The sequence below is a fragment of the Streptomyces atratus genome (genome assembly GCF_014648655.1).
Taxonomy (GTDB): domain Bacteria; phylum Actinomycetota; class Actinomycetes; order Streptomycetales; family Streptomycetaceae; genus Streptomyces; species Streptomyces atratus.
This window is the reverse complement of record NZ_BMRN01000007.1, coordinates 223,129-245,439: the sequence shown is the minus strand read 5'-3', so window position 1 is coordinate 245,439 and position 22,311 is coordinate 223,129. Positions and strand designations below refer to the sequence as shown.

Annotated in this window: 19 protein-coding genes and 1 pseudogene; 10 read left to right on the top strand and 10 right to left on the bottom strand. The window is 70.5% G+C overall.

The features are described 5' to 3' along the window. Positions 1 to 18: 18 nt before the first annotated feature. From IEZ15_RS15010 to IEZ15_RS15000, 3 genes are all read left to right on the top strand, one after another. A complete protein-coding gene (locus IEZ15_RS15010; RefSeq protein WP_189277205.1) occupies positions 19 to 786 on the top strand; it encodes an IclR family transcriptional regulator in 768 nt (255 codons plus the stop codon). A 2-nt stretch (positions 787 to 788) separates the two neighbouring features. Beyond that, entirely contained in the window at positions 789 to 1,262 is a 474-nt protein-coding gene (locus IEZ15_RS15005; RefSeq protein WP_189277203.1) for a GNAT family N-acetyltransferase, read from the top strand. 102 nt (positions 1,263 to 1,364) lie between these two features. Then, positions 1,365 to 2,816: a peptidoglycan D,D-transpeptidase FtsI family protein gene (locus IEZ15_RS15000; RefSeq protein ID WP_189277201.1), complete on the top strand. Its 1,452-nt coding sequence runs from the start codon at positions 1,365 to 1,367 to the stop codon at positions 2,814 to 2,816. A 247-nt stretch (positions 2,817 to 3,063) separates the two neighbouring features. Here IEZ15_RS15000 and IEZ15_RS14995 read toward each other — a convergent pair. Continuing rightward, positions 3,064 to 3,261, bottom strand: a pseudogene (locus IEZ15_RS14995) (pectate lyase); the annotation flags it as partial. Between the two features lie 155 nt (positions 3,262 to 3,416). Between IEZ15_RS14995 and IEZ15_RS14990 the strand changes: the two are divergent. After that, on the top strand, positions 3,417 to 4,643 hold the full coding sequence (locus IEZ15_RS14990; protein WP_114243891.1) for an MFS transporter: 1,227 nt from the start codon (positions 3,417 to 3,419) through the stop codon (positions 4,641 to 4,643). A gap of 26 nt (positions 4,644 to 4,669) precedes the next feature. Here the strand turns inward: IEZ15_RS14990 and IEZ15_RS14985 are convergent, their stop codons facing one another. Together IEZ15_RS14985 and IEZ15_RS14980 are read right to left on the bottom strand one after the other, a co-directional pair. Beyond that, on the bottom strand, positions 4,670 to 5,848 hold the full coding sequence (locus IEZ15_RS14985; RefSeq protein WP_189277199.1) for a hypothetical protein: 1,179 nt from the start codon (positions 5,846 to 5,848) through the stop codon (positions 4,670 to 4,672). After that, positions 5,845 to 6,804, bottom strand: coding sequence for a 5-dehydro-4-deoxyglucarate dehydratase (locus IEZ15_RS14980; protein WP_189277197.1), 960 nt, complete (start codon positions 6,802 to 6,804; stop codon positions 5,845 to 5,847). The genes IEZ15_RS14985 and IEZ15_RS14980 overlap by 4 nt, the downstream gene beginning before the upstream one ends. Positions 6,805 to 7,135: 331 nt before the next feature. On the opposite strand from IEZ15_RS14980, the gene IEZ15_RS14975 reads away from it, so the two are divergent. Together IEZ15_RS14975 and IEZ15_RS14970 are read left to right on the top strand one after the other, a co-directional pair. Then, a complete protein-coding gene (locus tag IEZ15_RS14975) occupies positions 7,136 to 7,945 on the top strand; it encodes an NAD-dependent epimerase/dehydratase family protein (protein ID WP_189277195.1) in 810 nt (269 codons plus the stop codon). Between the two features lie 97 nt (positions 7,946 to 8,042). Beyond that, a complete protein-coding gene (locus IEZ15_RS14970; protein ID WP_189277193.1) occupies positions 8,043 to 9,251 on the top strand; it encodes a TerD family protein in 1,209 nt (402 codons plus the stop codon). 108 nt (positions 9,252 to 9,359) lie between these two features. Here the strand turns inward: IEZ15_RS14970 and IEZ15_RS14965 are convergent, their stop codons facing one another. The 4 genes from IEZ15_RS14965 to IEZ15_RS14950 all read right to left on the bottom strand — a co-directional run bounded on the left by IEZ15_RS14965 (position 9,360) and on the right by IEZ15_RS14950 (position 14,926). Further along, the gene (locus IEZ15_RS14965; protein WP_037711258.1) at positions 9,360 to 9,590 is read right to left on the bottom strand and encodes a hypothetical protein; all 231 of its coding nucleotides are present in this window, start codon (positions 9,588 to 9,590) and stop codon (positions 9,360 to 9,362) included. 78 nt (positions 9,591 to 9,668) lie between these two features. Next, complete coding sequence (locus IEZ15_RS14960; protein WP_189277192.1) at positions 9,669 to 11,249, bottom strand: TROVE domain-containing protein; 1,581 nt, start codon at positions 11,247 to 11,249, stop codon at positions 9,669 to 9,671. A 530-nt stretch (positions 11,250 to 11,779) separates the two neighbouring features. Next, positions 11,780 to 13,240: an alkaline phosphatase PhoX gene (locus IEZ15_RS14955; protein ID WP_114243897.1), complete on the bottom strand. Its 1,461-nt coding sequence runs from the start codon at positions 13,238 to 13,240 to the stop codon at positions 11,780 to 11,782. A 231-nt stretch (positions 13,241 to 13,471) separates the two neighbouring features. Beyond that, entirely contained in the window at positions 13,472 to 14,926 is a 1,455-nt protein-coding gene (locus IEZ15_RS14950) for a hypothetical protein (RefSeq protein ID WP_189277190.1), read from the bottom strand. 197 nt (positions 14,927 to 15,123) lie between these two features. Here IEZ15_RS14950 and IEZ15_RS14945 point away from each other — a divergent pair, with 197 nt between their 5' ends. Next, positions 15,124 to 16,971, top strand: coding sequence for a DUF8508 domain-containing protein (locus tag IEZ15_RS14945; protein WP_189277188.1), 1,848 nt, complete (start codon positions 15,124 to 15,126; stop codon positions 16,969 to 16,971). Between the two features lie 13 nt (positions 16,972 to 16,984). Here the strand turns inward: IEZ15_RS14945 and IEZ15_RS14940 are convergent, their stop codons facing one another. Next, positions 16,985 to 17,698: an antibiotic biosynthesis monooxygenase gene (locus IEZ15_RS14940; protein WP_189277184.1), complete on the bottom strand. Its 714-nt coding sequence runs from the start codon at positions 17,696 to 17,698 to the stop codon at positions 16,985 to 16,987. Positions 17,699 to 17,834: 136 nt separating this feature from the next. On the opposite strand from IEZ15_RS14940, the gene IEZ15_RS14935 reads away from it, so the two are divergent. Both IEZ15_RS14935 and IEZ15_RS14930 read left to right on the top strand, forming a co-directional pair. After that, positions 17,835 to 18,968, top strand: a complete 1,134-nt coding sequence (locus tag IEZ15_RS14935; protein WP_189277182.1) for a lipid II:glycine glycyltransferase FemX — start codon at positions 17,835 to 17,837, stop codon at positions 18,966 to 18,968. 159 nt (positions 18,969 to 19,127) lie between these two features. Continuing rightward, on the top strand, positions 19,128 to 19,571 hold the full coding sequence (locus IEZ15_RS14930; protein WP_189277180.1) for a GNAT family N-acetyltransferase: 444 nt from the start codon (positions 19,128 to 19,130) through the stop codon (positions 19,569 to 19,571). Between the two features lie 28 nt (positions 19,572 to 19,599). Here IEZ15_RS14930 and IEZ15_RS14925 read toward each other — a convergent pair whose 3' ends face one another. Then, on the bottom strand, positions 19,600 to 20,292 hold the full coding sequence (locus IEZ15_RS14925; protein ID WP_189277178.1) for a DUF4232 domain-containing protein: 693 nt from the start codon (positions 20,290 to 20,292) through the stop codon (positions 19,600 to 19,602). 146 nt (positions 20,293 to 20,438) lie between these two features. Between IEZ15_RS14925 and dapA the strand changes: the two genes are divergently transcribed. Beyond that, positions 20,439 to 21,323 (top strand): 4-hydroxy-tetrahydrodipicolinate synthase, encoded by an 885-nt coding sequence (dapA, locus tag IEZ15_RS14920; RefSeq protein WP_189277176.1) that lies wholly within the window; start codon positions 20,439 to 20,441, stop codon positions 21,321 to 21,323. Here dapA and dapD read toward each other — a convergent pair. Further along, positions 21,320 to 22,309, bottom strand: coding sequence for a 2,3,4,5-tetrahydropyridine-2,6-dicarboxylate N-succinyltransferase (gene dapD / locus IEZ15_RS14915; RefSeq protein ID WP_114243905.1), 990 nt, complete (start codon positions 22,307 to 22,309; stop codon positions 21,320 to 21,322). The genes dapA and dapD overlap by 4 nt on opposite strands. Positions 22,310 to 22,311 lie beyond the last annotated feature (2 nt).

Genomic DNA, 22,311 nt, shown 5'->3' with positions numbered 1-22,311 from the left:
TGGAAGGGGCGTAGGGCGATGTCGGCCGAGTCTGGTGGGGCGCAGGTCAAGTCCGCGGTGCGGACCGTGGAACTCCTCGAATACTTCGCCGGGCGGCCCGGCATGCACTCGCTCGCCGCGGTGCAGGAGGCCGTCGGCTACCCCAAGTCCAGCCTCTACATGCTGCTGCGCACCCTGGTGGAGCTGGGCTGGGTGGAGACCGACGCGACGGGCACGCGGTACGGGATCGGCGTACGGGCCCTGCTGGTCGGCACCTCGTACATCGACGGTGACGAGGTCGTCGCGGCCGCCCGCCCGACCCTGGACCGGCTCTCCGACGACACGACGGAGACCATCCACCTGGCCCGCCTCGACGGGACGAACGTGGTGTACCTCGCCACCCGGCAGTCCCAGCACTATCTGCGCCCCTTCACCCGCGTCGGCCGCCGGCTGCCCGCCCACTCCACCTCGCTCGGCAAGGCGCTGCTCGCCACGCACAGCGACGAGCAGGTGCGCAAGATGCTCCCCGAGACGCTGCCCGCGCTGACCGAGCACACCATCACCGACCGCGAGAAGCTCATCGAGGAGCTGCACCTCATCCGCGAGCAGGGGTACGCGGTGGACCGCGAGGAGAACACCCTCGGGCTGCGCTGCTTCGGCGTCGCCATCCCGTACCGCACCCCCGCGCGCGACGCCATCAGCTGCTCGGTGCCGGTCGCCCGGCTCACGCCCGCGCACGAGCAGATGGTGAAGGACGCGCTGTTCGACGCGCGGGACCGGCTGACGCTCGCCACCCGGAGGCTCTGATCATGCGGGTTGCCCTGCGCGAGGTGCGCGACAGCGATCTGTCTTTGTTCTTCGCGTTCATGTCCGACCCGGAGTCGGTCAGGACGGCCGCCTTCACCAGCGAGGACCCCACCGACCGGCATGCGTTCGACGCCCACTGGCGACGGATCCTGGCCGACGGCTCCCTCGTGATGCGGACGGTGGTCGTGGACGGCGTGGTGGTCGGCAACGCCGGGGCGTACGGGCCGCCGGACGACCGCCAGGTCACCTACTGGATCGACAGGGCGCACTGGGGCCGCGGGCTCGCGACGGCCGCGCTGCGCGCGCTGCTCGACGTCGTACCGGAGCGCCCGCTGCACGCACGGGCCGCGGCCGACAACACCGGTTCGCGCCGGGTTCTGGAAAAGTGCGGGTTCGCCGTCACCGGCAAGGACCACGGATTCGCACACGCCCGCGGCGAGGAAACCGACGAGCTGCTGTTCACCCTGCCGGGGTGACGCGGGGCATCGCCCCCGGCCGCCCCGGCCGATCATGAGGAATCGGTGAGAAGCGGCACAATCGGGAACGCCGCACGGCACCCCGCTCGTCCCTCCCGTGGGATGAACAAAACGATCAGGCGCGCCTCGGTCTTCTGCCTGCTGCTGGTCCTCGCCCTGCTGGGACGGGCGACCTGGTTGCAGGCGTACCAGGCCAAGGCGCTCGCAGACAACGAACACAACCGGCGGAACACCATCGCGCAGTACGCGCAGCCGCTCGGCGACATCATCGTGGCCGGGAACCCGGTCACCGGATCGAAGGGGACGGAGGGCAGCGACCTCGCGTACAAGCGCACGTATACGCAGGGCGAGCTCTACTCGGCCGTCACCGGCTACAGCTCGCAGGCGTACGGCGCCACGCAGCTCGAAGGGATCTACAGCCATGTGCTGGACGGTACCGACGACCGGCTGAAGAGCCCGATGGACGTGGTGACGGGCAAGCAGGCCTCCCCCGGCAATGTCCTGACGACGATCGACCCCGATGTACAGAAGGCCGCGTACGAGGCGCTCGGCGACGACAAGGGTGCGGCGGTCGCGATCGACCCGAAGACCGGGCAGATCCTGGGCATGGTCTCCACCCCTTCGTACGACCCGTCGACCATCAGCGGGACGACGGACGGCGACGCCTGGAAGAAGCTGCTCGACGACGAGAACAAGCCGCTGGTCAACCGCGCGCTGCGGCAGCCGCTGGCGCCCGGTTCGACGTTCAAGCTGGTGGTGGCGGCCGCGGCGCTGGAGAACGGGCTGTACGGCTCCGTCGACGAGCGCACTGACAGCCCCAATCCGTACACCCTGCCCGACACCAGCACCGTCCTGACCAACGAGAATCCCTCGGCCCCCTGCGAGAACGCCACGCTGCGCACCGCGCTCCAGTACTCCTGCAACAACGTCTTCGCGAAGGTCGCCGCCGACCTCGGCCAGGACAAGATGAGGGCGATGGCGGAGAAGTTCGGCTTCAACACCGAGAAGCTCGATGTGCCGGTACGGGCCGCCCAGAGCGTCTACCCGTCCGGCATGGACAAGCCGCAGACGGCGCTGACGGGCATCGGCCAGTTCGAGGTCACCGCGACCCCGCTGCAGATCGCCATGGTCTCGGCCACCCTCGCCAACGGTGGCGAACTGGCCGCACCGCACATGGTGTCCGAGGTGACGGACTCCAAGGGCAACACGCTTGAGGACTTCGCGGACGGGGACACGAAGCGGGTCGTCTCGCAGTCCACCGCCGAGCAACTGCGCAGCGCGATGGTGACCGTCGTCGAAGAGGGCACCGGCACCAACGCCCGGATCGCCGGGGCCGAGGTGGGCGGCAAGACGGGTACCGCGCAGAACGGCGTGGGCAACAGCAAGACCCCGTACGCCTGGTTCACCTCGTACGCGAAGGACGACTCCAGCGGCAAGGAGGTCGCGGTGGCAGTGGTCGTCGAGGACTCGGGCGCGGCCCGCTCGGAGGTCAGCGGCAACGGTCTGGCGGCGCCGATCGCGCAGAAGATGATGAAGGCGGCGCTCAAGGGGTGAGAAGGGCAGGAGCGGAGAGCCGGCTGCGGCTGTCAAAATCGGGATCATGACTCCTGGGCCTCCTGACCCCCGCACGCTCGACGGACTGGACCGGACCGACTGGGCCGCGCTGAAGCATGTGTACGGCTCACGACGGCGGCTTGGCAGCCGCTTGCCGCGGCCATGTGATCACTCCGCGCCAAGGAAATCCGCGTGCCGGCGGACGAGCAACTGACGTTGCCTCGAACGACTGTTGGCGGTCCGTCGGTCAGTAGCCCTTGTCGGCTCCGACGCCGGCTCCGACGATGCCGGAGCCGGCTCGCGGGTTGTCGTTCCGGATGCGCAGGGTCGGGGTCCAGCCGGCGCCCGAGGTGAACTGCCCGGCGGGCACAACCGCGTTGTGGACGGCGATCAGGTCGGTCCTGCGGCCGTTGACGGAGTTGTCCTCCGCGGTGATCGGGGACTCCTTCGCGGACATCCGGCATGCGCCGTACACCGGGCGCAGGGCCAACGCGCCGGGCCGGGCAGGGATAGGGCATCTGCCCGATGCCGCCGGACGCCCTTGGACACCAGCCTGAACACGTAACGGGCGTGCAGGTCGGGAGGGTTTCGGTGGGTGCGATGGCGGGGTCGGCGACGGTACGGGTGCTGCGGGACCGTACGGCGGGGCTGTTTCTCACGGCGGTCGTCGTCTCCGGTTTCGGGACGTCCGCGATGTGGCTCGCGGCCGGGGTCTGGGTCAAGTCGCTCACCGGGTCGGACAGTCTGGCGGCGCTCGCCGTGTTCGCCATGTGGCTGCCGGTGCTGGTCGGGCCCGCGCTCGGGGTGATCGCCGACCGGCTCCCCAGAAAGCCGCTCCTCGTCTGGTCGAACCTCGTCATGGCGGGGCTGCTGGCCTCGCTGCTCGTGGTCGATTCGGCGGGGCGGATCTGGATCCTCTTCACCGTGCTCGTCCTGTACGGAACGAGTTTCGTACTGATGGACGCGGCTGAGTCGGCGCTGGTCGCCGGGGCCGTCGACGCCCGGTTGCTGGGTGACTTCAACGGGCTGCGGATGATGGCGGGCGAGGGGATGAAACTGCTGGCGCCGCTGACCGGCGCCGGGCTGTACGCCCGGTACGGGGGCGGTGCGGTGGCACTGCTGGACGCGGTGTCGTTCGCGCTGGCGGCCGGGGTCTACGCGCTGCTGCCGGTACGGGAGCCGGCCACGGCCCCTCCGGCCGGCCGGAGGGGCGAATTCGCCGCGGGCCTGCGACAGGTGTGGGGGTCACCGGCGCTGCGGCCGCTCGTGCTGGCGGGCTCGGTGACGATGCTGTGCGCGGGGCTCAACGGGGCCGCGATCCATGCCGTCGTCGATGACGGTCTCGGGCACTCCCCCACGTACGCGGGTGTGCTGTACGCGGTGCAGGGCGCCGGGTCCGTCACTGCCGGGCTGCTGGCCGGGCCGTTGCTGCGCCGACTGCCGGAGCGGGTGTTCACGGCGGCCGGGATCGCGCTGTTCGCGGTGGCGGTGGGGGTACGGGCACTGCCGTACGACGCGGTGGTGCTGGTGGCGAGCGCGGCCATCGGGATCGGGCTGCCGTGTGTACTGATCGCCGCGATGACGGCGGTGCAGCGGGAGACCCCGGACGCCGTGCTGGGCCGTACCGCCGCGACCGCCAACACGTTGATGATGGTGCCGAACGCGGTGGCGCTGGCGCTCGGTGCGGGACTGGTCGCGCTGGTGGACATCCGGGTGCTGCTGCCGGTGGTCGCTGCCGCGGCGCTGCTGACGGCGGCCCTGCTGGTCACGGGCCGGCGAACGGGGTCTCCCCTGCTCGAACGAAGTGGAGAGCTCGGGGATCGCTGACGGACGCCCCCACCGGCCCGCTTCCTTCATCGACCGAGGCGTGACAGTGCTCCGGCGACGGTCCTGAGGTCCGGGTCGGAGGCCAGCCCGGTGTGGTACAGGCGCAGTTGGTTCGCACCGCGCGATGCCGCATGCGCGGCGTCGCGCTCCAGCGTGGTGGGGCTGCCGCCCATCCCCGTGACCACGGTGAAGTTGGCCGCGAGCACGCCCTCGCGCCCGGCGAACGGGCCGAGTACGGCCTCGCGCGCCGCGTCGCCGCCGGTGCAGGGCAGCACCACACCGTCCGCCACGGACAGGATGTGCTCCGGGTCGACACCGACGTTGGCACCACAGCGGTACGGCGCGGGGTCGGCGTGCAGCAGCACCTGGAAGCCCGGCTCCGCCGCCGCCCGCACGGCGGCGACCGCGGACTCCTGGAGCGTACGGGCGACCCCGCCGCGCCACTGGAGGGTGGCGGCGGCGAGGTCGGCGCCGAGGAGCTTCTCGATGCCCGCCCACCCGGCCTCCGAGGAGCCGGAACCGGACCAGGCCGGTTTCAGCGCCCGCCGTACGGTCGCGGCCAACTCATCGGCGTCCAGGCCGTGTTCCGCGTATCCGCTCCGGCAGTCGGGGCAGAAGCAGAGCGACATCAGATACTGCGCCGCGTCTTCGAGGCCGACGCCCGCGATCTTGTCGTGGGCGTGCAGATGCGCGAAGCCGTACCAGCCGCAGGACTCCAGTTCGGTGCCGCGCGCACCGCCTCGTACCGCCGCCTCCGCCGCAAGAGCGACCAGATACTCGCCCACCGCGGGCCGTGCGATGCACGGCGCCCACGGATAGCGGTCGCCGTAGGCGTTGACCACGGAGGTATCCGGGTGCTCGGCGCCCAGCCGGGAGTTGTGCGCGAGGACCACCCAGGTGTGCACCTCGAGACCGGCGTCGGTCAGGGCCTGTGCGGCCTCGGCGTACGGATCGTCCGAGGCCACCCAGGACTGCTCGTACGGACGCAGCTCACGCCCTGCCCACCGGGCGGCATCCGGCGGGTAGAGCACCGCGGCATGCTCGGCCGTGACGATGCGGCGGCCGGGGTGGCGCGGGGTCAGCGCCCGGGTGGAGTGATAGGCGGCGGCAAGCGTCACCTGCTGGACTCCCAGGTCGGCGACGCGGGCGGCCGCGTCCGGGTCGCCGACGACGTCCCACGGGTAGAGGAAGGCGGAGGTCTTCACCCGCGCCGCCCCTGCCCGTACTTCTCCAGCAGGGCCCGGCCGCGCGCGATGATCTCGGTGAGCTCCTCGATGTGAGCGGCGGGCGGCTCGGTGAGCGGGGTGCGGACCTCGCCCACGTCCAGGCCGCCCAGCCGGACGGCTGCCTTGACGAGCGAGACCGCGTAGCCGCGGCCCTTGGCACGCAATTCGACGAGCGGCCGGTAGAAGTGGTCGAGGAGCGCGCCCGCGAGATCGTCGTCGCCGGAATCCAGCGCCCGGTAGAAGGCGAGCGCGATGTCGGGTGCGAAGGCGAAGACGGCGGAGGAATAGAGGGTGACGCCGATGCCCCGGTAGGCGAGGCCGGTGAGTTCGGCGGTGGGCAGCCCGTTGAAGTAGAGGAAGTCCTGGCCGGGCAGTTCGGTACGGACGGCGCTGACGATGCGCTGCATCAGGTCGAGGTCGCCGTAGCCGTCCTTGAGGCCGATGATGCCGGGCGCCTGGGCCAGTGCGACGACGGTCTCCGGGGTGAAGACGGCATTGTCGCGCTGGTAGACGATCGTCTCCAGACCGGTGGCCGCGGCGAGCGCCGTGTAGTGGCTCAACAGCCCTGCCTGGTCGGCGAGGACGAGATACGGGGGCATGGCGAGGAGTCCGTCCGCGCCCGCGTCCTCGGCGAGCTTCGCGTACTGGATCGCGAGCGCCGTGCCGTATCCGGCTCCCGCGACGACGGGCACCTCTCCGGCGGTCTCCTCGACGGCCGCGGCGACGACGAGGCGGAATTCCTCCGGCGTCAGGGCGTGGAACTCACCGGTGCCGCAGCAGGCGAAGACGGCCGCCGCACCGGCGTCGACGCCGGTCCGTACATGCGCGCGGAAGGCGTCGATATCGATCGCGCCGTCCGGTCCGTACGCGGTGACGGGGAAGAAGAGCGGCCCGGCGACACGGGTGAGTCGGGCGGCAAGAGGGGCTGAGGTCACGGGCGCTCCCTGAGCAGGTCCAGGCGTGCACAATTCTGATCGGTGTCCATATTCATGAACGTCTTCACGCTAAGGCAGCATCCCGGCACAGGTCAAGGCGAGAACGCGCAACCCGTCCGATCACGAAAACGGGGTTACCGGCTCCGCGGGAGACTCCGCGGGAGAGGCGCCCGACACTTGACGCAGTACGTCATGACTTCTTAGCTTGTCCATGCATATGAATATCGTCCATGGATTTGATGCCCCGCGGGTATATGTCGCAGGTCCCGCAGGGGCCGTGCACGCGCGCGCAGGCCGCGCGCGTGCACCTATGCACCGAGGAGATCCGCGTATGCCCGCTCCCCGCACCGTCCTGCTCACCGGCGCCGCCGGCGGCCTCGGCACCCTGATGCGCGGACTTCTGCCCGCGTACGGCTACGAGCTCCGCCTCTTCGACGTCGCCCCGATCGAGGGCGAGCCGGACGCGATCACGGCCGACCTCGGCGACAAGGAGGCGCTGCGCGAAGCCGTACAGGGTGTCGACGCGATCATCCACCTCGCGGGCATCTCGCTGGAAGCCTCTTTCGACAAGATCCTGAAGGCGAACATCGAGGGGACGTACAACCTCTACGAGGCCGCGCGCGAAGAGGGCGTCGGGCGCATCGTGTCCGCCTCCTCAAACCATGTCATCGGCTACACCCCCCGCCCGCTCCCCGGCGACCCGCTGATCCCCGTCGACGCCCCGCGCCGCCCCGACACCTTCTACGGCCTGTCCAAGTCCTTCGGCGAGGACCTCGCCCAGCTGTACTGGGACCGGCACGGCATGGAGACCGTCTCCGTACGCATCGGCTCCTGCTTCCCGGAACCGACATCCGTACGGATGCTCTCGGTCTGGATGAGCCCCGAGGACGGCGCCCGGCTCTTTCACGCCGCACTCACCGCCGAGGACGTACGGCACACCGTCGTCCACGGCTCGTCCGACAACACCCGGCTGTGGTGGGACCTGACGACGGCCCGCTCGCTCGGATACGAGCCGAGGGACGACTCGGAGCCGTACGCGGCCGAGCTCATCGCCGAACAGGGTGAGCTGGACCCGGACAACCCCGACCACGCCCACCTCGGCGGCCATTTCTGCACCAACCCGCCGATCTGGCCGCACTAGCCGGACCGACCGGGCCGGCCGCCCCGCCGCGCCAAGAGTGCGCCAAGGCGGGTGAAGGTAAGGGAACGGCAAAGCCAGGTCGTTCGTTACCCCGTGCATGACCGCTATGACCCCCGGCTCGAACATCCCTCTCTCCGCCGCCTGCGTGGCAGTGGACGTCTCCGCACCGGTGCGGCTCGACGTTTCGGGCCTGCTGCTCACCGCCGACGGCAAGGTGCGCTCCGACGACGACTTCATCTTCTACAACCAGCCCGCCGGCCCCGGCGTGACCTACCGCTCCGGCGGCGGCACCGCACCGGACGCGATCGTGGTGGACACCACCGCGGTCCCGTCCGGCATCGAGAAGATCGTCGTCACGGCGAGCCCGGATGCGGCGGGCCAGACCTTCCAGGGCATCGAGCCCACCGCGACCGTGCGCAACGCCGACGACGGCAGTGTGCTCGCCACCTTCACCCCGCCCCGGCTGGGCACCGAGACGGCGCTCGTGGTCATCGAGGTCTATCTCCGCAACGGTGCCTGGAAGGCCCGCGCGGTCGGCCAGGGCTATGCGAACGGACTGGCCGGCATCGCCACCGACTTCGGCGTCTCGGTCGAGGAGGAGCCCGCCGCCGCGCCCGCGCCCGCACCCGTGGCACCCCCGATGCCCGCCGCCGCTCCGGTGGACCCGCGGATCGCCGCGCCTGCGCCCCCCGCGGCGCCGCCCGCCCCGCCCGCGCCCGCCGCCTCCGGCAAGATCAACCTCGACAAGGGCCGGGTCAGCCTCCAGAAGAACCAGACGGTCTCCCTGGTCAAGGGCGGCCGCCCGCTGCTCTCCCAGGTCAAGATGGGCCTCGGCTGGGAGCCCGCGTTCCGCGGCAAGGACATCGACCTCGACGCGTCGGTGATCGCCTACGGCCCCAACCGGAACCACCTGGACAGCTGCTACTTCGGCAAGCTCTCCATCCTGAACGGCGCGATCAAGCACTCAGGCGACAACCTCACGGGCGAGGGCGCGGGTGACGACGAGGTGATCGTCGTCGACCTGGGCCGGATCCCGGCGGAGGCGACCGGTCTGGTCTTCACGGTCAACTCGTTCACCGGCCAGAAGTTCACCGAGGTCGCCAAGGCCTACTGCCGGCTGATCGACGCCGCCACCGGCGAGGAACTGGTCCGCTTCGACCTGACCGGCGCCGAGCCGCAGACCGGCGTGATGATGGCCAAGCTGATCAAGCAGTTCTCCGGCGAGTGGGAGATGACGGCCATGGGCGACTTCGTGAAGTCGCGCACCGTTCGAGGCATGGTGAAGCCCGCCGCCCAGGCGCTGTAACCCCGCAAAGCCTTCCGACACGGCTTCAGGGGCACCTGCGAATACCAGGTGCCCCTGAAGCCGGAGAGCGTGACGGGACGCGAACGCTGTGCGTGCTCGCCGCCTCTCTCAGAGCTTGGTCAGCTTGGAGTACGGGCTCAGGATCCTCCCCTGTCGCCCCGAGAAGTCGATGAGCACTGCGTCGTTGTCGCCCTCGACAGCAAGGACGCGACCGAGTCCGAACTGATCGTGCGACACCCTGTCGCCCACATCGAACAATTCGACCGGTGGGGCCGCCTGGGCCGGGCGGTTGAAGGGACTGGAAGGCAGGTGGCGCCGGGATCCGGCTGACTGTTTCATTACCTTGAGTATGCGCCCTGGGAACGCCCGACGCCATGCCCGTCCACTCCTGGGGGCGCACTGATGCCGGATTCGTAATCAGCGATTCCAGGGCCAGTCCGCGTCCCGGCCCGCTTCCAGCAGCGGCACCATGCGGAACGCCGCGTCCGAAAGACCCCCGAAGGTGTGGCGGTTCCCGCCTCCCGCCGGGGCGTGCCCGACCCGGTATCCGGCCAGGTTCCAGGTGTAGACAGGCACGCCGGACGGCACGGCCGCGGTGGCATCCGCGGCGTACGAGAACGACGCCTGCTCGTCGGTGACGATCAGTACCCGGTCATGGGTCCGGTAGCGCCGGCGCACCGCCTCCGCGGTGTTGGTGCCGCCGAGGTCACCGAAGCGCTCCAGGACCTTCAGCACGGACTCGCCCCGGCGATACGTCACCGGTGCACTGTTCGTACCGAACTGCACCAGATCGGCATCGGCTGCCCGCAGCGCCAGCGCCGTACCGAAGATCGCGGCGGCGTCGGCCCGGTTGAGCTGCGAGCGGTCCGAGAGCGGCGACCACATCGAGCCCGAGCGGTCGACCAGGATCAGCGTCCGCCCCGGCAGCGCGGGCACATTGCCCAGGGAGTGGCCGAGCGCCTTCTCCAGCGGGTGTGCCCAGCGCAGCGAGGGCGCGTGCTGATAGGCGGCGAGGTAGCGGAACGGGAACTGCCGCGACGCGGCGACCACGGCCGGGTCGCAGATCTTCGCAGCCACCTGCGCGGCGACCTCGTCCGAGACGCCCGCCTCGTCGAAGTTGCGCAGATTGCGGACGAGTGCCATCGCGCCCATCGACGGAATCACCGCTTCCCAGGCCTTGGCGTCCATCGGCCCCTGCAGCCAGCCCGCCAGCGCCTCCCAGGTCATGCCCGCCGCAGCCAGCCGGTCCGCACCGTCCACACCTTCGACCACTGCCCGCCGCTCCTCGACCGGCAGCTCCATCAGCGCGCGGTGCGCGGTGAGGGCGCGGTCGGAGGCCGGCACCACGGCCGCCTCCGGGTGGTGGCGGCGGTCGAGCGCGTACCGGAACAGCTCACCCTGCCACGGCTTCTCCGGGTCCGGCGAGGCGTGCACCAGGTTCAGGATGTCGCCGAAGCGGTATCCCTTGGACGCGGTGTCGTACTTCAGCAGCGACTTGCCGTTGTAGAGGCGGCGTACGGCATCGGCGATGCCCCGCTTGACGGGCTTGGGCACGGCACGGCCGTAGCGCGAGGTCCAGTACCCGAGGAGTTCACCGGGCTCGTCGGCACGCAGCAGGACGGAGTCGACGACCCGCCGGTTGGACGGTCCGTCCTCGGCACCCGCGTCGAGCCGTGCCTTCACGTACTCGGCGGCGCCGACGATCGAAGCGGTACGCATCCGGCCCTCGCGGCGCAGCCAGTGGAGCAGACCGGCGGTCCACTCGGGGTCGCCGACGGCGAGCACCCGCACGAGTTCGGCGAATCGGTTATCGCGCTGTTCTCCGTCCTCGTAAAAGGTCTGCTGGGAAACGAAATTGGCGACCGCCAGCAGAAAGAGCTCGGAGCGATTGTCGCGGAGATACCCTCGGCCGCCCTGATGGGTCGGCGCGGTACGCCCGGTCGACTTCACGGGCGAGGTGGTGCGGGGCTTGGTGGTGCGGGTGTTGAAGCGTGCCACGTGAATTCCCCCGAATTCATTGGGAGAAGGCACAGCGGAAAAGGGGTGCCCGAGATCAGGAGTCGGCGACGAACTTGCCTGATGCTCTACCACTTGAGCTACCGGCCGTGGCCGGACGGGACTTGAACCCGCAACCGTCAGATCCGAGAAGTATCCGTCACCTGCGCACCGGGCACCCCCCGATGTCTGTGCCTCCCGAGATCAGAGTCGGCGGCGGCGATTTTCGTTTCAAGAAGTAGCCGCAGCCTGCGCACCGGGAGGTGCATGCATTGCTGATGAAGTTGTGGTGTCCAGAGATCAGAGTCGGCGGAACCGACGTAGGTGCTCTGCCCCCTGAGCTACACCGGCACAAATGCCGGTGGCGGGACTCGAACCCGCGACATCCCCATTATCAGTGGAAGTAGGTCCTGCCTGCGCACCTGGACACAGACAGGACTCTAGAGGGGGAGCTCCACCGAGCGCGAGGGAATTACACGCGAGGGAAATAGGCTCGCGCGAATCCGGCGCGGGTGACCTCTGGCGGTGCGGCCTCAGTGACGGTTCGGCTGACGCTTCCACGGACCGGTGATGGCGAGCATGATGCCCGGCGTCTGGATGTTGGCGTACAGCGTCTTTCCGTCGGGCGAGAACGTGACACCGGTGAACTCGCTGTACTCCGGCTCCTGTTCGCTGCCGATGTTCAGCTCGTTGCGGGCGATCGGGTACGTGCGGCCGCTGTCGGTCGCCCCGAACAGGTGCTGGATGCCGTTGCCGTCCTCGGAGATGACCAGACCGCCGTACGGCGAGACGGTGATGTTGTCCGGGCCGTCGAAGGCGCCGTCCTTCGACGGGTCGGCGTTCACACCGAGGAGCACCTTCAGCGTCAGCGTGCGACGCTTCGGGTCGTAGAACCAGACCTGGCCGTCGTGCTGGACCGGGCTCTCCGCGCGGGCGAAGGAGGAGACGATGTACGCGCCGCCGTCGCCCCACCACATGCCTTCGAGCTTGCGTGCGCGGGTGACCTCGCTGTCCGCGAACTGCTTGCGCACCGAGACGGTCTTCGCGTCACGGTCGGGTACGTCGACCCAGTCCACGCCGTACACCGTGCCGATCTTGGTGGCGCGGGACAGGTCGTCGACGAACTTGCCGCTGCTGTCGAAGCACTTGGTGGCCTGAAGGACACCGGCGTCGTCGGCGAGCGTGCGCAGCTTGCCGCGGCCGTGCCGGAAGCCGTGCGGCGGAACCCAGCGGTAGAGCAGTCCGTTGGGGCCCGCGGCGTCCTCGGTCAGGTAGGCGTGGCCGCGCTTGGGGTCGATGACGACGGCCTCGTGGGCGTACCGGCCGAGCGCCTTGATCGGGCGCGGGTCACGGTTGGCGCGCTTGTCGTACGGGTCGACCTCGAAGACGTAGCCGTGGTCCTTGAGCAGGCCGTTCTTGCCGGCCTTGTCCTCGGTCTCCTCGCAGGTGAGCCAGGTGCCCCACGGGGAGGCGCCACCCGCACAGTTGGTGGACGTACCGGCGATGCCGACCCACTCGGCGGTACGGCCGTCGCGGCGGGTCTCCACGACGGTGCAGCCGCCGGCCGCGACCGGGTCGTAGACGAGGCCCTCGGCCAGCGGCACCGGGTGCTCCCAGCCGGCGCGGGTGCCGCTCAGCTCGTGGTTGTTGACGAGCAGGGTGACGCCGCGCGGGCCCTCGAAGGTGGCCGTGCCGTCGTGGTTGGAGGGGGTGTACTCGCCGGACTCCAGCTTGGTGACACCGCTGTGGGTGATGACCTTGTAGGAGAAGCCGGCGGGCAGCGCGAGGAGTCCCTCGGGGTCGGCGATCAGCGGCCCGTAGCCGGGCTCGTGGCTGTGACCGTGGTCGTGACCGTGGCCGTCGTGGCCGTGCTTCGAGTCCTCTGCGGCCAGGGCACCGGGCGCGGTGGCCAGCGCGGCGACCGTACCGGTCAGGGCGATGCCGGCACCGGTGAGGGCGGACGTTCTGGTGAATTCCCTGCGCGTGAAGGGCATCACGTACTCCTGGAGCAACTGGGCGAGTTGTTGGCGCGCCCACAGTCGCGCCTCTGTGCCAACACCAGTTGAACTGCGGACGACGTTGAGGGGCATCCTTCCTGTGCAGTTGGCCGGATGCGGTCGGCCGGAGTGGATGACGCGCCCGGTCCGTGCCGTCCGCCGCGAACCGCCACGCTCACGCCGCCCGCGCGAGCGGGCGGGCGGGCGGGCGGCGCAACCGCCTGGGTCTCAGGCCCCCGTCCGCGACCGCGCCTTGAACGCCGCCTTGCGGGCCTCCTTGGCCTTCTTCTTGTCGCTGTGCAGCCGCCCCATCGCTTCGAGGACGTCCGCCGTCGCCGGATGCTCCACGCGCCACGCCTCGTCGAAGAAGCCGCTGTGCTGGCCTGCCAGACCCTCGACCAGGCCCTGGATCTCTTCCAGATCGCCCTCGGACTCCAGCTGGGCCGCGATCGTGTCGATGGCGAGCCAGAAGATCATCGACTCCGGCGGTGCGGGTACGTCCGCCGCGCCCAGCTCCGCGAGCCAGACCCGTGCGAGACCGCCCAGCTCGGGGTGGTCCAGTACCGCGCGCACCGCGGGCTCCGCCTCCGCGCCGACCAGGGCGAGCGCCTGCTGGCAGTGGAGGCGACGCAGCGGCGCCTGCTGGTCCGCGCCGCTTGCCGCCGCGAGGAGTTCGGCCGCGGCGCCGTCCGCGCCGCGCCGGGTGAGCCACAGCTCCACCTCGCTGCGCGCCGCCGTCTCGGGGTAGTACGCGATGCCGCCGAGGAGTGCGTCGGCGCCCTTGTCCGCCAGGTCGCCGATCGCCGGGGCGTCCACTCCGGCCTCCAGCATCCGGGCCCGGATGCCGTACAGGCCGAGCGGGGTCAGCTTCACCATTCCGTACCGGGTGACGTCCTCGTCGTCGGCGGGCGGGGTGGCGTCCTCGCCCTCCTCGGCCAGCAACGCCTCGTCCAGCGGGCGGTATTCGACGATCCCGATGGGTTCGAGGACCCGGAACTGGTCGTCGAGACGCATCATCGCCTCGGACACCTGCTCAAGGACGTCGTCGGTGGGCTCGCCCATGTCGTCGGGCACGATCATCGACGCGGCGAGCGCGGGCAGCGGTACGGGCGCCACGTCCGCTCCGCCGTCGCCGACGGTGAGCAGATACAGATTGCCGAGGACCCCGTCGAGGAATTCCGCCTCGACCTCCGGGTCCCAGTCCAGGGATTCGAAGTCGATCGAGCCGTCCTCGCCGACGAGATCGGCGAAGTCCTCGAAGACGGGCGCGGTGGCGTCGGCGTGGACGGCCTCCAGACCGTCGAGCCAGATCGAGAGAACGTCCTGCGGTGAACCGCCGGTGATCAGTGCCAGGTTCTCACCGGCGGCGGCGGTCCCCTCCGCGTCCTCTCCCGCGGCCTCCTCCGGGTCCTCGACGTCGACGAGCCCCGCGTCGACCGCGAGCCGCCACGCCTCGCTCGCCTCCGCTGCACCGTCCTCGTCCGCCGTGAGGCCGAGGTGCTCGGCCGCCGCGGGCAACTGTTCCTCGACGAGCTCGCCACCGGCGCCGACCCGGGTCTCCGGGCCCGCCCAGCGGGCGAGCCGGACAGCGCGGGCGAGCAGCGGCGCGGCGAGCGCGTCCCGTGCCAGCTCGGCCTCGGTGTGCAGCCGTACGGGCGGCAGGGTGGGGCGCTCTGCGGACATCAGGTGGTTCTCCTCGGGACGTACGGGGCGTACGGGTTCAGGCGGCCCAAGCGTAGACGCATTTCGCCCCATGCCACCCGGTTCATGCGACGGACAGTGGGCGTCCACCCGGGGGACCTTGACAACTGCCTTGCCCACACAAGAGATTGACGCGCGTAGACCTCCACTCCTGACCCTCGATACCCCCGGAGCCCGTGATGCCCGCCGCATCGTCCAGAACGACCGCTGTCTCCGCCGTAGTCACCGCTGCGCTCGCCGCGGGCCTGCTCACCGGCGCAGCCACCACCTCCGCGTCCGCCTCCCCGTCCGCCGACGGCCAGGTCCGGATCCACGACATCCAGGGCACGACCCGGATATCCCCGCTCACCGGCCGGCAGGTCAGTGGTGTCGCGGGCATCGTCACGGGTGTGCGGACGTACGGCTCGAAGGGCTTCTGGTTCCAGGACCCCGAGCCCGACGCCGACCCCGCCACCAGCGAGGGCGTCTTCGTCTACACCGGCTCCGCACCGACCGTCGCGGTCGGTGACGCGGTCACGGTCTCCGGCACGGTCACCGAGTACGTCCCGGGCGGCCTCTCCTCCGGCAATCAGTCGCTCACCCAGATCAGCAAGCCCACCGTGGCCGTGGTGTCCTCCGGCAACGCGCTGCCCGCGCCGGTGACGGTCTCGGAACGCTCTGTTCCCTCGCGGTACGCCCCGGAGGGTGACCCCGCGGCGGGCGGCTCCATCGACGCGCTCCCCCTCGCCCCGTCCCGCTACGCCCTGGACCACTACGAGTCCCTGGAGGGCATGAACATCCGCATCGGCACCTCGCGGGTGGTCGGCGCCACCGACCGGTACGCCGAGCTGTGGGTGACGGTGAAGCCGCACGAGAACGCAAGCCGCCGCGGCGGGACGGTCTACGGCTCGTACACCGCGCAGAACACCGGCCGGCTCCAGATCCAGTCGCTGGTGCCGCTTGCCGAGCAGCCCTTCCCCACCGCCGATGTCGGTGATGTGCTGTCCGGTACGACCGAGGGGCCGCTCGACTTCAACCAGTACGGCGGCTACACGCTGACCGCCCGCACCCTGGGCACGGTCACCGGCAAGGGCCTCGCCCGGGAGACGACCCGCAGGCAGCGCGGCGGCGAGCTGGCGGTGGCGACGTACAACGTCGAGAACCTCGACCCGAGCGACCCGCAGGAGAAGTTCGACGCGCTCGCCGCCGCCGTGGTCGACAATCTCGCCTCGCCCGACATCGTGGCGCTGGAGGAGATCCAGGACAACAACGGCGCGAAGAGCGACGGTACGGTCGCCGCCGACCGAACGGTCAAGAAGTTCACCGACGCGATCGTGGCGGCGGGCGGCCCGGCGTACGAGTGGCGTTCCATCGACCCGGAGGACAAGAAGGACGGCGGCGAGCCCGGCGGCAACATCCGCCAGGTGTTCCTCTTCAACCCGGCGCGGGTGTCGTTCACCGACCGCGCGGGCGGCGACGCGACGACGGCGACCGATGTCGTACGGGAGCGGGGCCGGGCAGCCCTGACCCTCTCCCCCGGCCGGATCGACCCGGCGAACGCAGCGTGGCAGGACAGCCGCAAGCCGCTCGCCGGAGAGTTCAGCTTCCGCGGCCGTACGGTCTTCGTCGTCGCCAACCACTTCGCGTCCAAGGGCGGCGACGAGTCGATCGTCTCACGGCACCAGCCGCCGGCCCGCTCGTCGGAGGTCCAGCGGCACGCGCAGGCCGAGGCGGTCAACACCTTCGTCAAGAAGCTGCTGAGCGTCCAGAAGAACGCGGACGTCCTGGTCGTCGGCGACATCAACGACTTCGAGTTCTCCGGCACGACAAAGGCGCTGACGGCCGGTGGCGCGCTGTACCCGGCGGTGAAGTCCCTGCCGCGCCCGGAACGTTACTCATACGTCTACCAGGGCAACACCCAGGTCCTCGACCAGATCCTGACCAGCCCGTCGATCGACGACTTCCACTACGACAGCGTGCACATCAACGCCGAGTTCGCCGACCAGAACAGCGACCACGACCCGCAGGTGCTCCGCTTCCGCCCGTAGCCCCCGCTCGACGTCACGCGCCCGCCCTCGGCCTCATGCTGAGCGCGGGCGTGTACCGGTGCACGCCCGAGCCGATGACCCCCGGGTACGACTGCACCCGCCCCCACTGCGGCGTCCTCGACCCGATCCCGTCACCGGGCCCGGCCAGCGCGTCGGCATGGGCCTGCGCGCTCTGCCATTCGGCGTAATTGAGTACGCGCGTTCCGTCGGTGCTCACATGGAAGTGTCCGGAGATGCCGCCGGGGGCGGGCGCGGGATCGGTTCCCAACGCCTCGAACACGGTGTCCACCCAGTCCCGCTGCCGCGCCTTGTCCGCCTCCTCGAACTCGACGTCGACGATCACGACGCACCCCGGCTCCCGCCCGTCCCCCTCCCTCGGCAGCGCGGAGCGGTACGGCTCGAGGGTGTGCAGCCCGAGCCGCCGGATGCCCGGCACAGCGGCGTCGATGTCCGCGTTGCGTTCGTCCCGGCCGTGCCGGAAGAAGTCCTGATACGCCTGCTCCCCACTCCACTGGGTGTAGTGGAACAGCGTTTTCCCGTCCTCACCGACATGGACGGTGTACGAGAGCAGACCCGGATGCGGCCACTCACGGCTGTCCCACGCCGTACGAATGGCCTCGACCGTCTCCCGCTGCCGCTCGGGGGTGCCGACATCCCAGGTGCTCGCCTTGACGAGTCCGACGTCGTTACGGGCAAGATCGGGACGGGATTCGAATTGCACACTCATGACGGGTCCTCCTGAATGGTGCACCCATGCGGTGCGCCGCTGCCGACCACACTGGTACGTCAAGTGCGCTTGAGGTCAACAACACTCCCCCGTTGACGCCGTCAGGCCATCGCCAGGACAACGAACGGAGAACCGCATGAAGCTGCGTCTCAAGGCGATCACCCGCGAGGAGCATCTGGCGTTCGTCGCGAGCCGGCCCGCCGTGAGCCATATGCAGGTTCCGTCGTGGGGCGATGTGAAGCCCGACTGGCGCGCGGAGAGCATCGGCTGGTTCGACCGGGACGGCACCGGCCCGGAACGGATCGTCGGATCCGGGCTCGTCCTCTACCGGCCGATCCCCCGGGTGCGGCGCTATCTGGCCTATCTGCCGGAGGGCCCCGTCATCGACTGGCACGACGCCGCTCTGAGCCGGTGGCTGGATCCGATGCTGGCGCACCTGAAGGAGCAGCGTGCGTTCTCGGTGCGCATGGGCCCACCGGTGGTCGCCCGGCGCTGGGACGCCGGGACCATCAAGGACGCCATCGCCGACCCGGCCACCGGACGGCTGCGCGACGTGGAGGCGGATGTGAACGAGCCGCAGGCCGCCCAGGTCGTGGAGCAGCTGCGCCGACTGGGCTGGCAGCAGAGCGAGGAGGGCGGCGAGGACGGTTTCAGCGCCGGACAGCCCCGGTACGTCTTCCAGGTGCCGTTCGCCGGGCAGTCGCTGGAGGAGATCCGGAGCAATCTGAACCAGCAGTGGCGGCGCAACATCAAGAAGGCGGAGAAGGCGGGTGTCAAGGTCGTCGAGGGCGGCTACGAGGACCTTCCGGCCTTCTACGATTTGTACCGCGAGACGGCCGAGCGCGACCGCTTCATCCCCCGCCCGCTCGTCTACTTCCAGCGCATGTGGACCGCGCTGCGGACCGAGGACCCCGACCGGATGCGGCTCTATCTCGCCCATCACGACGGCGAAACGCTCGCCGCGGCGACGATGCTGACCGTCGGGAACCACGTCTGGTACTCCTACGGCGCCTCGACCGGCCGCAAGCGCGAGGTCCAGCCGAACAACGCCATCCAGTGGCGCATGATGAGCGACGCGCACGAGAGGGGCGCGGCCGTCTACGACCTGCGCGGCATCACCGACACCCTGGACGAGAGCAACCATCTCCTGGGCCTGCTGCGCTTCAAGGTCGGCACCGGCGGCCGGGCAGCCGAGTACATCGGCGAGTGGGACCACCCGATCAACAAGATGCTCCACAAGGCCTTCGCCCTCTACATGGCGCGCCGCTGACCCCGCCGGCTCCAGGGAACGTCGACGGCATCCCGTTCCTGGACGGGACGGAGCCGGCGGCGCGGGCCCCCTGGGTCACGCACACCGTGCCGGCCGGCTGCGCGGCCGCACCGGTGCCCGGGCACTGAGCGCTCCGGCGCCCGTGCCAGACTCCGCGGCGTGATCCTTCGCACCGCCACCCGTGCCGACCTGCCTGCAGTTCTTGCCCTCCTCGAAGACGAGGAGCGGGTCGTCGACCCGGCCTCGGTCGTGGTCGACGACGCGTACGAGAAGGCCTTCGCCGCCATCGAGAGCGACCCGCGCAACGAGATGCTCGTGCTGGTCGACGGCGACACCGTCCTGGGCTGCCTGCAGGTGACCTACATACCGGGGCTCGGCAAGCACGGCGAGGAGCGAGCGCTGATCGAGGCGGTACGGATCAGGGCCGACCGTCGGGGCGGCGGACTGGGCCGGGAGCTGATGAAGCAGGCCGTCGACCGGGCCCGGCTGCGCGGGTGCGGGCTGATGCAGCTGACCAGCAACAAACGGCGCACAAACGCGCACCGGTTCTACGAGTCGCTGGGCTTCGCCCGCAGCCACGAAGGCTTCAAGCTCGCTCTCTGATTTCCTTTTCGATTCCCTTTTCGCCGGGCTACCGGGACGGTTCGGTCCGCCAGGCGGTCATGTTCAGCTCGTCGAGCAGCCGTACGTCGCTTCCCTCCAGCGGGAAGGTGCGCGCTTCCAGGCCGGGGGCCGGTGCGATCTCCAGCGCGTCGCCCTCGATGAGGTCGCCCCCGGTCGGGGTGGAGACCCAGGCGAGGAGCGACCGCATCGTCTCTCCCGGCTTCAGCATGACCTCCTTCGGGCCCGGGTCGCTCCCCATGTAGGAGGAGCCCGGATTCACCGGTACCGGCAGCGGGTCACCGGCGTCGTCCAGGGCCCGGACGGACGGATACCCGTCGACGCGGTACGGCTTGCTGCCGCAGTTGGCGAGGGTGAGGCCGACGGCGCGGTGGCCCAGCGCGGCCTCGACCTCGCCCATGTCGACGACGACTCCGGAGGACGGGCAGCCGGCGCCCGTGGTGGGCGTGGGGGCGGGCCCCTGCGCCGACGGAGGCGGCGGCCGGTCGGGGAGCGCGGCGGAGATGCTGGGAAACGGTGACGGCAGCTTGTCGGCGTGCACCCCGTACGAGGCGCTCGGGGTGGGCTCCGGCTCGCCCTCGCCCGCCGGCACGAGAAACCCGGCGCATCCCGAGAGTGACAGGCCCAGCGCCCCGGCCATGAGCACGGCCGCCGTCGGCCGCCGTCTCCCGGCCCTCGCCCGTTTCGGTTCCCGCACGCTCATGACCCCGCCCCCGTGTCGGTCTGCCGCATAGGCGTTCGATCATGCCAGAGCACGGAGCCCCCTCCCGCAATTGTTGAGCATTTCTTCCTCTTCACCCCAAGAAGAACTAAGTGGACCTTCATGGTTCGGCCACCGACACTTCGGGGATGACAGCACCTGCAGCCCCCTTCGGCCGCGCGCTCTGCGCGATGATCACGCCGTTCACCGCTTCCGGCGCGTTGGACCAGGACGCCGCCCGGAAGCATGCCGCCTCGCTGGTCGCCGACGGCTGCGACGGTCTGGTGCTCAGCGGCACCACCGGCGAGTCCCCGACCACCACCGACGCCGAGAAGACCGCACTGCTGCGGGCGGTCAGGGCGTCGGTCGGCGACGGCGTGCCGATCGTCGCCGGGGTCGGCAGCTCGGACACCCGGCACACCGTGGCCCTCGCCCAACAGGCCGAACAGGCGGGCGCGGACGGCCTGTTGGTGGTGACGCCGTACTACAGCCGACCGCCGCAGGCCGCCGTCGAGGCGCACTTTCGCCGCGTCGCCGACGCGACCGGCCTTCCGTTGATGCTGTACGACATCCCCGGCCGCACCGGCACGCGCATCGAGCCGGAGACCCTGCTGAGGCTCGCGGAGCACCCGCGCATCGTGGCCGTGAAGGACTGCGCGTACGACCTGCTCGGCTCCACGAAGGTGATCGGCGCGACCTCGCTGGCGTACTACTCGGGCTGCGAGGAGCTGAATCTGCCGTTGTACGCGGTGGGCGCGGCGGGCTATGTCAGCACGGTCGCCAATGTCGTGCCCCGGCAGCTGAGGGCGGTCCTGGACGCCTTCGACGCCGGGGACACCGCGGAGGCCGCCCGGCTCAACCGGCTGACCGTACCGCTCGCCGAGCTGATGATGGCGTCCGGACTGCCCGGCACGGTCACGGCGAAGGCGCTGCTCGACGCCGGACCGGTCCGGGAACCGCTGCAGCCCGCCGGGCGCGAGGCGGCCGACGGGCTGCGGAGGGCGTACGAGGAACTCCTCGCCGCCACGAGCTAGTTGTGGCTGTGCAGGATGTCGTTGAGGCCGCCCCAGACCGCGTTGTTCGGGCGGGCCTCGACGGCACCGGTGACCGAGTTGCGGCGGAAGAGGATGTTCGAGGCGCCGGAGAGCTCACGGGCCTTGACGATCTGGCCGTCCGGCAGCGTGATGCGGCTGCCGGCCGTGATGTAGAGCCCTGCCTCGACGACGCACTCGTCGCCGAGCGCGATCCCGACACCGGCCTCGGCGCCGATCAGGCAGCGCTCGCCGATGACGATGCGCTCCTTGCCGCCGCCGGAGAGGGTGCCCATGGTGGAGGCGCCGCCGCCGATGTCGGAGCCGTTGCCGACGACGACACCGGCGGAGATCCGGCCCTCGACCATCGACGTGCCGAGGGTGCCCGCGTTGAAGTTGACGAAGCCCTCGTGCATGACGGTGGTACCGGAGGCGAGGTGCGCGCCGAGCCTGACCCGGTCGGCGTCGGCGATCCGGACGCCCTTCGGCGCGACGTAGTCCGTCATCCGGGGGAACTTGTCGACCGAGGTGACCTGGAGGTGCAGGCCCTCGGCGCGGGCGTTCAGCCGCACCTTCTCCACGTCGTCGACGGCGACCGGGCCGAGCGAGGTCCAGGCGACGTTGGTGAGGAGGCCGAAGAGGCCGTCCAGGTTCTGACCGTGCGGCTGGACGAGGCGGTGCGAGAGGAGATGCAGGCGCAGGTACGCGTCGTGCGCGTCGAGCGGCTTGTCGTCGAGCGAGGCGATGACCGTACGTACGGCGACGATCTCGACACCGCGGCGGGCGTCCACGCCGATGGCCTTGGCGGCGCCCTCGCCGAGGAGGCTGACGGCCTGGTCGGGGGTGAGCCGTTCGGTTCCGGCCGGGCCGGGCTCGGCGGTGAGCTCGGGGGCGGGGAACCAGGTGTCGAGAACGGAACCGTCGCCGGCGATGGTGGCGAGGCCAGCGGCGACGGCGCCGGTGGTGCGAGCAGGAGTCGTGTCGGTCATGA